This window comes from Paludibacterium yongneupense DSM 18731 (assembly GCF_000422925.1).
GTDB classification, from domain to species: Bacteria; Pseudomonadota; Gammaproteobacteria; order Burkholderiales; family Chromobacteriaceae; genus Paludibacterium; species Paludibacterium yongneupense.
Genome location: NZ_KE383959.1, coordinates 40,802 through 53,808, shown reverse-complemented (window position 1 = coordinate 53,808; position 13,007 = coordinate 40,802). Strand labels below are relative to the sequence as shown.

14 protein-coding genes, 3 tRNA genes and 1 pseudogene are annotated in these 13,007 nt (G+C 61.3%); 13 read left to right on the top strand and 5 right to left on the bottom strand.

The window, feature by feature from the left end; genetic code table 11:
• Window positions 1–45 precede the first annotated feature (45 nt).
• The 6 genes from G520_RS0118260 (at window position 46) to G520_RS0118230 (ending at window position 5,005) form a co-directional block, all read left to right on the top strand.
• Window positions 46–1,653 carry a methyl-accepting chemotaxis protein gene (locus tag G520_RS0118260; RefSeq protein ID WP_028536915.1) on the top strand — a complete coding sequence of 536 codons (1,608 nt, stop codon included), beginning with the start codon at window positions 46–48 and terminating at the stop codon, window positions 1,651–1,653.
• Between the two features lie 305 nt (window positions 1,654–1,958).
• A complete protein-coding gene (locus G520_RS23385) occupies window positions 1,959–2,414 on the top strand; it encodes a ProQ/FINO family protein (protein WP_051229510.1) in 456 nt (151 codons plus the stop codon).
• A gap of 262 nt (window positions 2,415–2,676) precedes the next feature.
• Window positions 2,677–3,609 (top strand): cysteine synthase A, encoded by a 933-nt coding sequence (gene cysK, locus G520_RS0118250; protein WP_028536914.1) that lies wholly within the window; start codon window positions 2,677–2,679, stop codon window positions 3,607–3,609.
• Window positions 3,610–3,746: 137 nt separating this feature from the next.
• Window positions 3,747–4,196, top strand: coding sequence for a hypothetical protein (locus G520_RS0118240; protein WP_036666534.1), 450 nt, complete (start codon window positions 3,747–3,749; stop codon window positions 4,194–4,196).
• On the top strand, window positions 4,193–4,594 hold the full coding sequence (locus G520_RS0118235; protein ID WP_028536912.1) for a YchJ family protein: 402 nt from the start codon (window positions 4,193–4,195) through the stop codon (window positions 4,592–4,594). The genes G520_RS0118240 and G520_RS0118235 overlap by 4 nt, the downstream gene beginning before the upstream one ends.
• 117 nt (window positions 4,595–4,711) lie before the next feature.
• A complete protein-coding gene (locus G520_RS0118230) occupies window positions 4,712–5,005 on the top strand; it encodes a hypothetical protein (RefSeq protein ID WP_028536911.1) in 294 nt (97 codons plus the stop codon).
• A 57-nt stretch (window positions 5,006–5,062) separates the two neighbouring features.
• Here G520_RS0118230 and G520_RS0118225 read toward each other — a convergent pair whose 3' ends face one another.
• From G520_RS0118225 to dcd, 3 genes are all read right to left on the bottom strand, one after another.
• Window positions 5,063–5,488: a MarR family winged helix-turn-helix transcriptional regulator gene (locus G520_RS0118225; protein ID WP_028536910.1), complete on the bottom strand. Its 426-nt coding sequence runs from the start codon at window positions 5,486–5,488 to the stop codon at window positions 5,063–5,065.
• Window positions 5,489–5,500: 12 nt separating this feature from the next.
• Complete coding sequence (locus G520_RS0118220; protein WP_028536909.1) at window positions 5,501–5,989, bottom strand: glutathione peroxidase; 489 nt, start codon at window positions 5,987–5,989, stop codon at window positions 5,501–5,503.
• 291 nt (window positions 5,990–6,280) lie between these two features.
• Window positions 6,281–6,850: a dCTP deaminase gene (gene dcd / locus G520_RS0118215; protein WP_028536908.1), complete on the bottom strand. Its 570-nt coding sequence runs from the start codon at window positions 6,848–6,850 to the stop codon at window positions 6,281–6,283.
• A 176-nt stretch (window positions 6,851–7,026) separates the two neighbouring features.
• Between dcd and G520_RS0118210 the strand changes: the two genes are divergently transcribed.
• The 4 genes from G520_RS0118210 to G520_RS0118195 all read left to right on the top strand — a co-directional run bounded on the left by G520_RS0118210 (window position 7,027) and on the right by G520_RS0118195 (window position 10,963).
• A complete protein-coding gene (locus G520_RS0118210) occupies window positions 7,027–7,257 on the top strand; it encodes a FeoA family protein (protein ID WP_036666531.1) in 231 nt (76 codons plus the stop codon).
• On the top strand, window positions 7,254–9,032 hold the full coding sequence (feoB, locus tag G520_RS0118205) for a ferrous iron transport protein B (protein WP_028536906.1): 1,779 nt from the start codon (window positions 7,254–7,256) through the stop codon (window positions 9,030–9,032). Before G520_RS0118210 ends, feoB begins: the two co-directional genes overlap by 4 nt.
• Before the next feature lie 81 nt (window positions 9,033–9,113).
• Window positions 9,114–10,052 (top strand): dihydroorotate oxidase, encoded by a 939-nt coding sequence (locus tag G520_RS0118200; protein ID WP_036666529.1) that lies wholly within the window; start codon window positions 9,114–9,116, stop codon window positions 10,050–10,052.
• 128 nt (window positions 10,053–10,180) lie between these two features.
• Window positions 10,181–10,963, top strand: coding sequence for a DODA-type extradiol aromatic ring-opening family dioxygenase (locus G520_RS0118195; RefSeq protein WP_028536904.1), 783 nt, complete (start codon window positions 10,181–10,183; stop codon window positions 10,961–10,963).
• 3 nt (window positions 10,964–10,966) lie between these two features.
• Here G520_RS0118195 and G520_RS23380 read toward each other — a convergent pair whose 3' ends face one another.
• Window positions 10,967–11,974 carry a recombination-associated protein RdgC gene (locus tag G520_RS23380; protein WP_051229508.1) on the bottom strand — a complete coding sequence of 336 codons (1,008 nt, stop codon included), beginning with the start codon at window positions 11,972–11,974 and terminating at the stop codon, window positions 10,967–10,969.
• A 95-nt stretch (window positions 11,975–12,069) separates the two neighbouring features.
• On the opposite strand from G520_RS23380, the gene G520_RS0118185 reads away from it, so the two are divergent.
• The 3 genes from G520_RS0118185 (at window position 12,070) to G520_RS0118175 (ending at window position 12,430) form a co-directional block, all read left to right on the top strand.
• Window positions 12,070–12,146 (top strand) — tRNA-Pro (locus tag G520_RS0118185).
• A 73-nt stretch (window positions 12,147–12,219) separates the two neighbouring features.
• Window positions 12,220–12,296, top strand: a tRNA-Pro gene (locus G520_RS0118180).
• A gap of 58 nt (window positions 12,297–12,354) precedes the next feature.
• Window positions 12,355–12,430 (top strand) — tRNA-Thr (locus G520_RS0118175).
• A 225-nt stretch (window positions 12,431–12,655) separates the two neighbouring features.
• Here G520_RS0118175 and G520_RS25865 read toward each other — a convergent pair.
• Window positions 12,656–12,896: pseudogene (locus G520_RS25865) on the bottom strand (methyl-accepting chemotaxis protein); the annotation flags it as partial.
• Between the last annotated feature and the right edge of the window lie 111 nt (window positions 12,897–13,007).

Here is a 13,007-nt window from a genome sequence, read left to right as displayed (position 1 = left end):
GCGTCACGCATTTGTTAACGTTTCTTTGTGATAAAGGGCTTTCGCATGCGGGTAAGAACGCGCCTGATCATCATGACGTTGCTGTGCTTTCTCGGTACCGTGCTGGTAATGGCGGTGGCTTTGGGATTGCAACATCAGGCGCTGATGGATCAGAAGCACGAGCAGATCGTGAACCAGCTTGGACTTTCGGAAAGCATCCTCAACCATTATTCCAAGCTGGAGCAATCAGGCGCGCTCGACCGGGCATCGGCACAACGCGCTGCGGTGCAGACCCTGCTGCAAATGACGGGCAGCGATAATTACTTTATCGGGCGCGATGCGGAAGGCGTACTGATAGTACATCGCACCAAGAGCCGTCTGGGCAAACTCGACGATGGAGGCCGCCTGCCGGACGGGCGTACCGTGGTCGAGGCTTACAAGCAGGGTTTGCAAACGTCGAAATACGCGTTTGTGGAGGTGACCGCACCGGTGCCCAATGCCGAACCGCGGCAACGCCTGAACGGGGTCTATCGCTTCGAACAGTGGGGCTGGATCATCGGCACCGGGGTGTTCATCGACGATGTCAACGTCGTGTTCTGGCACGGGGCGAGCGTGCTGCTCATCGCGGGCTTCCTGACCTTGCTCGCCGTTGGCGGGATGGCGCTCATCATGTCGCGCCAGGTGGTGGCCACGCTGGGTGGCGAACCCGCCTACGCTGCAGGAGTGATGGAGCGTATCGCCAGCGGCGACTTGTCCTGCGAGGTGATCAACGACGGCCCCGAGTACAGCCTGCTCGGCGCGATGGGGCGGATGCGTGACGGCCTGCGCCTGCTCGTCGCCGAAATCGACCAGGCTGCCGGCTCGCTGCAGGGCACCGCCACCGGCCTGACCACGCAGATGAAGTCGCTGGATCAGATCTCCGGCAATGCCAGCAGTTCCACCGCTTCGGCGGCGGCGGCCATCGAGCAGCTCTCGGTCAGCATCGACCATGTATCGGACAATGCACGCGAAAACGAGCACTCATCGCGCGAAGTCGTCGCCTTGTCCGGCGATGGCTTGGTCGTGGCTCAACAGGCCGCTGCCAGCATACAGGCGATATTTGCCCGCGTCGGCGATACCGCCACGCTGGTGGGTTCGTTGGCCGAGCGTACCCGCAATATCAGCGGCATCGCAAACACGATCCGCGATATTGCCGATCAGACCAATTTGCTGGCGCTGAACGCTGCGATCGAGGCTGCACGGGCGGGTGAGCTCGGCCGCGGCTTTGCCGTGGTGGCGGACGAGGTGCGCAAGCTCGCGGAGCGCACGGCGCAGGCTACCGGTGAGATCACGAGCATCATCGGCGCCGTGGTCGACGAGACCGGGCAGGTGTCGGAACGGATGGAACGGATCGGACCCGCCGTCGAACAGGGCGTTGCGCAGGCTGACAGCGCGGCTGATGCGCTGCGTAGCATCAACCGCTCGGTGGAGGACAACTTGTCGCGCATTGCCATGGTGGCGCAAGCGATGTCCGAACAGAGCCAGGCCGGCACCAGTATCGCCAGCAGTGTCGAGCAGGTGGCCACGGTGGTCGATGAAACGCAGCGCTCGGTCAAACTGGCCGACGAGGCGGCCCATACCGTCGACTCCCTGGCACAGCGACTGCTGCAGTCGGTTTCGCGCTTCAAGGTCTGAGCGCAGGGCTAGTATTTGTACCAGTAGACAGATGTCATCTGAATATGATTTGCTGTTTGACACCCGGGTGGGAAATACCTCCATCCTGGTTTTGACTCGCGGCGTGGCGATTTTTGTATCCCTTGCGCTGCGTGATTGCCGCGCTCGTTTCGCTTTTTCGCGCGTTTTAGAATAAGATACGCGGTCTGTGCGGTGCCATTCAGCAAAGAGCGGGAGCGGCGTCGTGTTTAGGGTTGAGTATGCGAAGTGCAGGACTCAGACGGGCGGTTCGCCGCCCGGTGCGTTAACCGACTAGATTGAAGTTCATGAAGCCACAAACTGAAACGGCATTGGGCGCCGCTCTTAAGTCTGCTGTGCAAAGTCTCAGCAAGAAAAAACAGACGGAGATGATTGCTGAACACATCTACAACAAGTTCGATGTGTTCCGGCAATTTCGCCCCCTTGCGCTCGGTATCCATCAGAGCCTGATCGCCGCCTTGCCTCAATTCGATCCGGTCCTGATTTCGCGCGTGGTTGCCAACCACTGTCGCAAACCGCGTTATATCAAATCGTTGTCCCGCGGTGGCCGCCGCTTCGATCTCGCCGGTAAACCGGCGGGGGAAGTCTCGGCTGAGGAAAAGAAATCCGCGGAATTGCAGGCGGTTGCCAGACCGCAGCAAGTAAAGGCTGCTACGGCGCTTGTCGAAACGACGGCCGATACCGATAACGGAGCCAGCGGCAGCGTCGAGTCCGGCATCGAAGCCGGGCAGGCGCAGGAGTAAGTCCACCCGCCATTCACGTTCGCGGCACCCTGTGCCCGCGGACGGGCGGCATGCATGGGGCAGCGTCTGCTGCCTGCGCCCTGCATGCCGCCTGCTCCCTCTGCCGCCCCCGGCGCGTCTGTTGCGTGTTCCGTGTTTCCGTCCCAACGATCACTGTCGGTTTGATGCTTATAAGCAAACAATATTGGAGAGTGCCGCATTGTCTCTATATTATTGGGAGAAATAACGCCGTACGCATTTACTCTTTATGGAGAATAAGCCCATGCCTATCGCAAATAGCGTCACCGATCTGATTGGTAATACCCCGCTCGTTCGTCTCAACCGCGTAACCGAAGGCGCCGCTGCCACCGTGGTGGCCAAGCTGGAGTTTTACAATCCGGCGCATAGCGTGAAGGACCGCATCGCTATTTCCATGATAGAGGCGGCGGAAAAGGCCGGTAAAATCGGCCCCGACACCATCATCGTCGAGCCGACGTCGGGGAATACCGGGATCGGGCTGGCGATGGTGTGTGCGGCGCGCGGCTACAAGCTCGTCATCACCATGCCGGAATCGATGAGCCGCGAGCGCCGCATTCTGCTGCGCGCCTATGGCGCCGAGCTGGTGCTGACCCCGGGGCCGGAAGGCATGGGCGGTGCGATCGCCAAGGCGCGCGAGCTCGCGGCCTCCGATCCCGACAAGTATTTCTTGCCGCAACAATTCGAGAATCCGGCCAATCCGGCCATTCACCGTGCGACGACGGCGGAAGAGATATGGGACGACACCGAGGGTAAGGTCGATATCTTCGTTTCCGGCGTCGGTACCGGCGGCACCATCACCGGCGTGGGCGAGGTTCTAAAGGCGCGCAAGCCCGGCGTCAAGATCGTGGCGGTCGAACCCGATGCTTCGCCGGTGCTGTCCGGTGGAGCGAAGGGGCCGCACCCGATCCAGGGCATTGGCGCCGGCTTCGTGCCGCCGGTGCTGAACACCGAGATCTACGATGAAATCATCCGCGTTCCCAACGATGCCGCGTTCGAAACCGCACGCGCGGTTGCCACGCGCGAAGGGCTGCTGGTCGGCATTTCTTCCGGCGCCGCGATCTGGGCAGCGCTGCAGCTCGCGAACCGTCCGGAAAACGCTGGCAAGCTGATCGTCGTCATCATCCCGTCGTTCGGCGAGCGCTATCTGTCTACCGCCCTGTACGAACACCTGGCTTGAGCGGTTCGCGCGCCACGGCGCAACAACCGAAAGCGATGCTTTCGTTGTTGCGCCGTTTTTGCGTGTGCTCGGGCCATGCCGGTCCGGCGCCGCTGTCGCGTTTGACCGCACGCGGCCGTTTGTGATTACATCTGGCCATGAGACTCCTGTCCCTTGTTTTGTTGCTGGCCTTGTGCGCCTGCGCCGGCAATCGTCCCCCCCCGTCCGCCGCGGACTCGCCGACCCGCAGCGTGGCACAGCCGTTGCCGAAAAGCACGCAGTTGCTGAAGGAAGCCAATCGTCTGGCTGACCAGGTCAAAGAGGGGCGCCTGAACCGGCTCGAGGCCGCGGACGAGTTGAATATTTTTCGTTTGCGGCTGGTCGGCGCGAATGCGGTCGACGATGCCTCATTTGCCACCTATCGCGCGCTGGCCATTGCCCGCGACGCCGGCAGTATGACGTCCGAAGCTGCCCAGGCCCGGATGCAAGCCCGGTTGCGGGACCTGCAACGGCGCTGGCCCGCGATGTCGCGCAAGCCGGCCGATCCTGCGTTCACCAATTTTTTGTTGAATGTCTACGGGATGCCCGTTCTGGAAAACCGGAAATGAAAAAAGCCGCACTGGCGTGCCCGTGCGGCCTGGGGCCGTCCTACGAGCAGTGTTGCGGCCGCTATCTCGCGTCAGGTGTCCCGGCGCCGACGGCCGAGGCGCTGATGCGTTCGCGCTACACCGCCTATACGCGTGCGGACGAGGCCTATCTGCTGGCCAGTTGGCATGCCAGCACCCGTCCGACCGCCCTGGGACTGGCCGAGGAAGGGGCGGCGGTGAAATGGCTGGAACTGACTGTGCTCTCGCGCGAAGCCGGCGGCGAAAACGATAGCGCGGGCACGGTTCGCTTCGTTGCCCGCTACAAGGCCGGAGGGCGTGCCTGCCGGCTGAGTGAGACCAGCCGCTTCGTGCGCGAAGGCGGGCGCTGGTATTACCTCGACGGTGACGTCGACGGCTGAAGTCCTCCTTTTTTCTCGTGTCGGCGATCAAGCGCGGGCGATATTTTTCCGCATGAGCCGGTGCGGCTGTCTATCCTTGCTAGAGAGGGCAGAAGAAGGAACTCAAGGAGGACGTCCATGGGAAATGCACTGAAAAGCTTGTTGTCCGAACTCGAGGCCGGCCGCGATCAACTGGTGACGGTAGCATTGTTGCGGGAGAGTGCGCATCATGTGGTGCATACTCCTATCGACTTGCACACCTGCCATGAATTGCGCGCTTTGTCTGAAGTCTTCGGCTGCGAGCCGCAGCAACTGGCCTCGGCCTTGCTGGTCGCCTCGTTGCAGGATTTGCATGAGTGTCTGGACGACGATCTGGCATTGCTGGCGCTTGAAGCGCGCCGGGCTATCGGCGAGTCAGGGAGCTGCAGTTAAGCAGGAGGTGTGGGGGGTACGATAAAACGGCGAGCGTCTGCTCGCCGTTTTTTTGCCTCAGCGGAGTCGTGCTATCAGCTGCATCAAGGTTTCGCGCAAGCCGGCGATATCCTGCGTTTCGCAGCCGATTCGCGCGGCCATGGCCAGCGGGATGGAGCGGGCCATCTCTCGCCGCTCGCGACCGTCGTCGGTAAGGCGGATACACACCTGGCGCTCGTCTTGTTGCGAACGGCGGCGTTCTATCAGCCCAGCCGTTTCCAGGCGCTTGAGAAGCGGGGTCAGCGTTCCGGAATCCAGTAACAGGCGTTCGCCCAATTCCTTGACGTTCAGCCCGTCGTGCTCCCATAGCACCAGCATGACCAGGTATTGCGGGTAGGTCAGTTCCAAAGGCCCCAGCAGAGGCTGGTAGGCCTGCGTCATGGCGCGGCTGGCGGCATAGAGCGCAAAGCAGAGTTGTTGGTCGAGTTGCAGGTAATCGTTCATGGGTGATGCCGTTCAATTATCGAGTAAGCGTTCTATGCGCGGCGCCAGCTTGTGCGGCGCCACCCAGGGGGCAGTGCGGCAGACGATGACGCCATTGCGGTCGATCAGAAATTTGGTGAAATTCCATTTGATGCGCTGGATGCCGAACAGGCCGGGGCGCGCGGTTTGCAGATAACGCCACAAGGGGTGTGCCCCGGCCCCGTTGACGTCGACTTTGGCGCCGAGTGCGAAGTCTACGCCGTAGTTGCTCCGGCAGAAACCCTCGATCTCGGTGTCGGTGCCGGGTTCCTGGCGCCCGAACTGGTTGCAGGGAAAGCCGATGATGACCAGGCCACGCTCCGCGTAGCGGCGGTGCAGGGCTTGCAGCCCTTCGTATTGACCGGTGAAGCCGCAGCGGCTGGCGGTATTGACGATGAGCACGACTTTGCCGCGCAGTTCGTCGAAGCGGATCGGGCGTCCTTGCAGGCTCAGGGCCTCGAAATCGTAGAGAGAGACAGGCATGGCACAAGGTCGATTGTAAAAAATTTCATTGTACACCAATGATTGGCGGGCGAGCGTACCAGATCGACGGCCAAAAAAAGGGGCGAAGCGGCAAGGGGGAACCGCGACGCCCCAACAAGAAGCTTGCTGTGCCAGGGCTGTGGTTGCCGGGATGTGCAACTCCGCAGCCCTAGTTTATCCTAGCTTACTGTCGGGAAATTGCGAGAATTCCTTGTTTTGAAACAAGAAAATAATACCGAAGTGTCGGTCCCAACCCACGTGGCGGGTTGGGTGCGGCCGAAAAGGCGGACCTCAGGGGCGGGGCAGGGTGACGCCGCTCTGACCCATGTATTTGCCGGCGCGGTCGCGATACGAGACTTCGCATTCCTCATCGGATTCGAAGAACAGGACCTGGGCGACGCCTTCGTTGGCGTAGATCTTGGCCGGCAGCGGCGTGGTGTTGGAGAACTCCAGGGTCACATAGCCTTCCCATTCCGGTTCGAACGGCGTGACGTTGACGATGATGCCGCAGCGGGCATAGGTCGATTTTCCGAGGCATACCGTCAGCACATTGCGCGGGATGCGGAAGTACTCGACAGTGCGCGCCAGTGCGAACGAATTCGGCGGGATCAGGCAGAAGCCCTTGCCGGAGACTTCGACAAACGATTGCGGGTCGAAATTTTTCGGGTCGACGATCGTGCTATTGATATTGGTGAAGACCTTGAACTCGTCGGCGCAGCGAATATCGTAGCCGTAGCTGGACGTGCCGAACGAGATGACCTTCTGTCCATCGACCACTTTGATCTGCTCCGGCTCGAACGGCTCGATCATGTTATCTGAGGCGGCCATGCGGCGGATCCACTTGTCGGACTTGATGCTCATTGCGTGAGGTTCCGTAGATTTGGGTAAATAGTCCGATTCTACCTGCTGCGCCTGCCGCTGCGCCAGCCTGCTCTGCGGGTTTGACACGGATCAAGCAGGGTGAAGTGCGGGATGGTAAACTCTGCAGGATAAGGTATAAATGCAAATTATTCGTGTTTGCACTTGTTGGTACTGGCATGTTGACCCTTGATAAATTGAGCGCTGGCTGCAAGGGCGTGGTCGTTCGGCTCGACCTGCCCGAGGAGGCGCGCCGCCGCATGGCAGCCTTCGGCCTGGTTCCCGGATGTATCTTCAATCTGACCCGCATCGCGCCGCTGGGTGGCCCGATGGTTCTGCAGGTCGGGACCACCCGCTTCTTGTTGCGGCGCAGTCTCGCACGTTCGGTCGAAGTCGAGGGTGGGGCATGAAGCGATTGGCCTTGATCGGCTTGCCGAACACCGGTAAATCGACGGTTTTCAACCGGTTGACCGGTTTGTCGCAAAGGGTTGGCAACTGGCCCGGCCTCACTGTCGAGCTTGCGCGCGCCAAGGTGCTGCTGGGGGGGGCCATGGTCGAGATCGTCGACTTGCCCGGCGTCAACGATCTGACCGGTTATAGCGATGACGAAGCCGTCGTGCGCGATGTCCTGGCCACCACCGCCTTCGATGGCGTGATTCTGGTTCTGAATGCCGCCCAACTCGACCGGCAGCTGCCGCTGGCGATGCAGATGCTCGCCACCGGTCTGCCTTGCGTGCTGGTGCTGAATATGGCCGACGAAGCGAAGCGGCTGGCGGTCGACCTTGATGTCGGCCTGCTGGCCGCGCGACTGAAAGTGCCGGTGGTACTGGTCTCTGCCCGGCGCATGCAGGGTTGGCCGGCGCTGATGGCCGAGTTGAACCGTATCGGGGCCGGCAGCGGCGAGGCGCGCAGTGCGAGGCTGGATGCGCTGCCCGCGACCGGAGTCGCACTGGCCGAAGCGCGGAGCGTGCTGAACGGGTGCTGGACGCTGCCGGCAGTGCTGCCGCCGCAGATCAGCGAAAAAATCGATCGCTGGCTGATGCATCCCTGGCTCGGCCTGCCGTTGTTCGTCGCCATCATGGCCTTGTTGTTCAATACCACGTACGCGATAGGCACGCCGTTGCAGGATGTGCTGGGCAGCGTACTCGACTGGACGCGGGATCATTGGCTGAGCGCGGCCGTTGCCCCTCTGCCGCCGATTCTGCAGAGTCTGGTCGTCGACGGGGTGTGGCAGGGGGTCAGTACGGTACTGACCTTTGCCCCTATCCTTTTCATTTTTTTCGTGCTGATGGCGCTGGTCGAGGATAGCGGCTATCTGGCGCGCGCCGCGTATCTGACCGATGCGCTGATGGCGCACCTGGGGCTGGATGGCCGCGGATTCGTGATGCAGCTGATGGGATTCGGTTGCAACGTGCCGGCCATCATGGGCACCCGCGTCATGCGCGATCGCGCCCAGCGGCTGCTGTCGATGATGATCATCCCCTTCTCCTTGTGTTCGGCGCGTCTGCAAGTCGTGGTGTTCTTCGCCAGTGCGCTGTTCCCTGCGCGTCTGGCGCCGTGGGTGTTGACCGGGATGTATGTGCTCAGCCTGCTGGTGGCTATCGGCACCGCCTGGTTGTTCAAACACCGTTATGTCGGCAATGAGGCTTACCTGCTCGAGGTGCCGCCGTATCGCCTGCCGTCGATCCGGCATCTGGGAGTGCGCGCGTTGGGCGAAGTCCGCGCCTTTCTCGAATTGGCGTCGACCTTCATCCTGATCGGCGTGCTGATGGTGTGGCTGCTCACACATATTCCGGCCGGGCATGATCGTACGCTGGCCAATGCGCTGGGGGATCTGCTGGCACCGGTGCTCGACCCGATCGGGATCCGGCACGAACTGGCGGTGGCCTTGCTATTCGGCTTTGTCGCCAAGGAAATCCTGCTCGGCAGCCTCGCCGTGATCTATGCCGTGCCCGAAACGGGCTTGAGCAGCGTCCTGGCGCACCATCTGAGCTGGATCTCGGGACTGAGTTTCCTGATTTTCACGCTGGTATACGTGCCTTGTGTGTCGGCGGTGTCCGCCATCCGCCGCGAATCCAGGAGCCTGGCGTTTACGTCGCTGACCGTCGGCTGGTCGGTGCTGTTGGCATGGGTGTTGTGCTTTCTCTTCTATCAAAGCGCTATCCGCTTGTTCGCAGCGGGTTGACTTCGCGCATGGCGCGATACGGGCAGGGCGTGGCACACTGGGCGCCCGCTTTGTCCACCTTTCCGACCCCTGGAGAACTGCATGGCCGTCGATCTATCCCTCAGCTGGCTTGGCCTCGAAATGGAGAGCCCGCTCTATAACGCATCCGGTGTGATGTGCCGCCTGCGCGAAGAGCTGGATGCCGTCGCGGCATCTGCAGCCGGTGCGCTGATTACCAAGAGCTGTACGCTCGAAGCGCGCGAGGGCAATCCCGAGCCCCGCTATTTTTCGACTCCGATGGGGAGCATCAACTCGATGGGGCTGCCCAATCAGGGCTACCCCTACTACTTCCAGTACGCAGCCGAGTACGATTACAGCACCGGAAAACCGCTGTTCGTGTCCCTGTCCGGCATGTCGCTGCAGGATAATCTGACCATGTTGCAGGCACTGGACGATCTGCAACTGCCGTGCCTGCCCGAGGTCAATCTGTCGTGCCCGAACGTGCCGGGCAAGCCCCAGCTCGGTTACGACTTTGCCGCCACCGCCGCCGCCCTGTGCGCCATCTCGCGTGTGTATGCGCGCCCTTTCGGCGTCAAGCTGCCGCCGTATTTCGATGTCGCGCACTTCACGCAGATGGCCGAGGTGTTGAATGCCTGCGAAAACCTGCGCTTTGTGACCTGCATCAATTCGATAGGCAACGGGCTGGTCGTCGATATGGACAGCGAGTCTGCCGTCATCAAGCCCAAGGGCGGGCTCGGCGGGCTCGGCGGGGCCTATGTGCTGCCGACGGCGCTGGCCAATGTGCGCGAGTTTTCGCGTCTGCTCGATCATAAATACGTGATCGGTTGCGGCGGCATCGACAGCGGAGCGGAAGCATTCATGCACATTCTGTGCGGGGCCACTGCCGTGCAGATCGGGACGTGCTTGCATGAAGAGGGCGTCGGCGCGTTCTCCCGTATCCAGAGCGAGTTGTCGGATATCATGGAAGCCAAGGGCTACCATGCCCTCACCGATTTCCGCGGCAAGCTCAAGACGCTGTAAGCGAAGGCCGTGACGCGCAGATGCTTGCGTCTGCGCGGTCTGGTGAATAATCCAGCCACCCAAAGCCTGTTTATTTACTATGCTTGGCTGGCCTAAGATGGCTGTAACGCTATTTGAGGACCTAGCCCATGACAACAGCAACCCAGCCCGCTCTGTTTATTTCGCATGGCTCGCCCATGCTTCCGCTCGAAGACAGCCCGACGACGCGTTTTCTGTCTGGCCTCGGGCCCAGCCTGGCGCGTCCCGACGCCATCGTCGTCGTTTCCGCGCACTGGGAAACGAATGAGATCACCGTCAACGGCAGCTTGCAACCGGAGACGATTCATGATTTTTCCGGTTTTCCGCGCGCTCTTTACCAGCTCGACTATCCTGCGCGCGGCGATGCCGCCCTGGTCGGCAAGGTGAAGGAACTGTTGGAAGACGGCGGTTTCCATCCGGTGACGGTCGCGCAGCGCGGTCTCGATCACGGAATGTGGGTGCCCCTGATGTTGATGTATCCGCAAGCCGACGTCCCGCTGCTGGCGGTGTCACTGCCGCGCAGCTTGTCTGCGGCTCGTCTGGTGGAGTTCGGCCGCGTGTTGGGCACCCTGCGTGCGCAGAATATGCTGATCGTGGCTTCGGGTAGCTATACCCACAATCTGTGGGCTCTGGCGGAAGAAGGTTCGGCGCCGCCTGCGTGGGCGACAGAGTTTGCGGGATGGGTGACGGAGAAGCTGCTTGCCGGCGATCGCCGCTCGCTGCAGGAATGGAAAACGGAAGCGCCGCACGCCGCGGTCAATCACCCGAGCGATGAGCACTTCCGTCCTCTGTTTGTCGCGCTGGGCGCGGGCGACGAATTTACGCCGCCGCGCCTGCTGCACGACGACTGGCGCATGGGGTCGCTATCGATGGCCTGCTGGCGCTTCGATTAAGCTTCAAACGCGCCAGGGCAGTCCCTGGTCATCATCGGCGGCGGGTGCAGCCGGCGCCTGCGGGGCTGGTGCCGGCTGCGGGGCGCTGGCGCCGCCCGGCTGCAACTGCGACGCTTCCAGCCCGCCCAGCGATTCAATCAGCGCATCGACCAGTTCGCCGAGTTCGCCTGCCATCAAGGTGAAGGTGGCTTCGAACAGGCTCGCGCTATCGTCGCCGGCCTGGCTCGCTTCGTCCTGCAGTACATCCAGGAACTGGATACGCTTCAGTTGCAGCGTATCGGTCAGGACAAAGCGGATGCGTTCCTTCCAGATCAGGCCGAGCCGGGTTGCCTGCTTGCCGGTGGCGATGTGCTGGCGGATTTCGTCGGCGGTCAGGTCCATGCGTACGCAGCGGATTACCGCGCCGTTTTCGCTGCTGCCATCCTTCAGCTCGCACTCTGCGTCCAGCTCGAAGCCCGCCGGCGCTTCGCCGCCGGCCAGCCAGTCGGTCATCGCCGTGTGCGGTGCGATCAGGGTGCGCGGCAAGGCGGCAGGGAAGGGCGGCAGCGCCTCGCGCAGCTTGGAGACCAGCGCTTCGGCCTTGCTGGCGGTGCCGGAGTCGACCATCAGCCAGCCGCGTTCGGCATCGATATAGGCCGATAGCCGACTCGGTCGCACGAAGGCGCGCGGCAGCAGATCGTCTGTCACCTGTTCTTTCAGCGCGAGCTTTTCCTTGCGCCCGACCTTGCGAAACTCGCGTTCTTCGATCTCGCTGGCCTTGGTTTCGACCCATTCGCGTATCACCGACGAGGGCAGGACCTTGTCTTCGCGTTTGAGCGAGACGAGCAGGCAGCCTTGAGCCGAAAAGACGGGGGTGTCGAGATGCCCGGCCGGGCTGACCCAGCCTTCGCCGAACCAGTCGAGTCCGCCGCAATGCGTGAACGGAGTTTTCTCCAGCGCGTCAACCAGTTGCGCCACCTCGGGGATGGAATCCCCGTTTAAACGATAAAAAGAGAGTTGCTTAAACCACATAATTGTTTCATAATGCGCGGCCTCAGAAGCACGGAATTGTACCGCATAAGCGACAGCTTCCGTAGATTTTCTCTGGGGTACCGCAAGATCGGAATCGGGGTGTAGCTTAGCCTGGTAGAGCGCTACGTTCGGGACGTAGAGGCCGGAGGTTCGAATCCTCTCACCCCGACCAAAACTTGCGGCTTGCAGTAGACACGAAAAACATGTACCATGTCGTTCTCTTGCAGTGGTGAAGGCAAGACAGTCGGGGTGTAGCTTAGCCTGGTAGAGCGCTACGTTCGGGACGTAGAGGCCGGAGGTTCGAATCCTCTCACCCCGACCAGAATTCAAAAAAGCCTTGAATCGTAATCAGCTTCAAGGCTTTTTTAACAAGTTGGATTGCCAATGTAGCTCAGTCGGTAGAGCAACTGATTCGTAATCAGTAGGTCGAGTGTTCGATTCACTTCATTGGCACCAAGATTACACTGAGAAATCAACGGGTTATGGCGTTAACGCGCCTAGCCCGTTTTCTTTTTCATGGGTACTGTAGGTGATTTTGTACCCTCGATCCTCCCCACATACTCGGCCAGATGATCGCGCGAAAGATGCGCGTACCGCCTGACCATCTCCGCAGATTTCCCCCATCTAGTTGTCCGGCGCGCTCGGCCCTGCTGGTAGCGACTTCACCGACCTCCTGGACTGTGCGCTCTGCCAGCTTGCGCACTTCGGCGACTACCGCAAAGCCCTTGCCGTGCTCGCAGGCGCGTGCGGCTGCGAGCACGGCGTTCAGCGCCAGCGGATTGGTCTGGTAAGCGATATCGTCGACGATGCCGTTCTTGTTGGCGGTCTGGCGCATCGCGGTGACGGTCTGGCACACTGATTCGCCACCCTCAGCCACTTCGTGCGAGGCCTTGCTGGCAATGCTCTCGGTGACCTTGGTCATTATCGTTGGCCTGGTTAATCGAGGGCGAAATTTCTCCGATGACGGCCGCCGATTCACTCGCCCCCTCTGCCCGCGATTGCGAGGTTGCACTCCGTTCCTGAGAGGCAGACG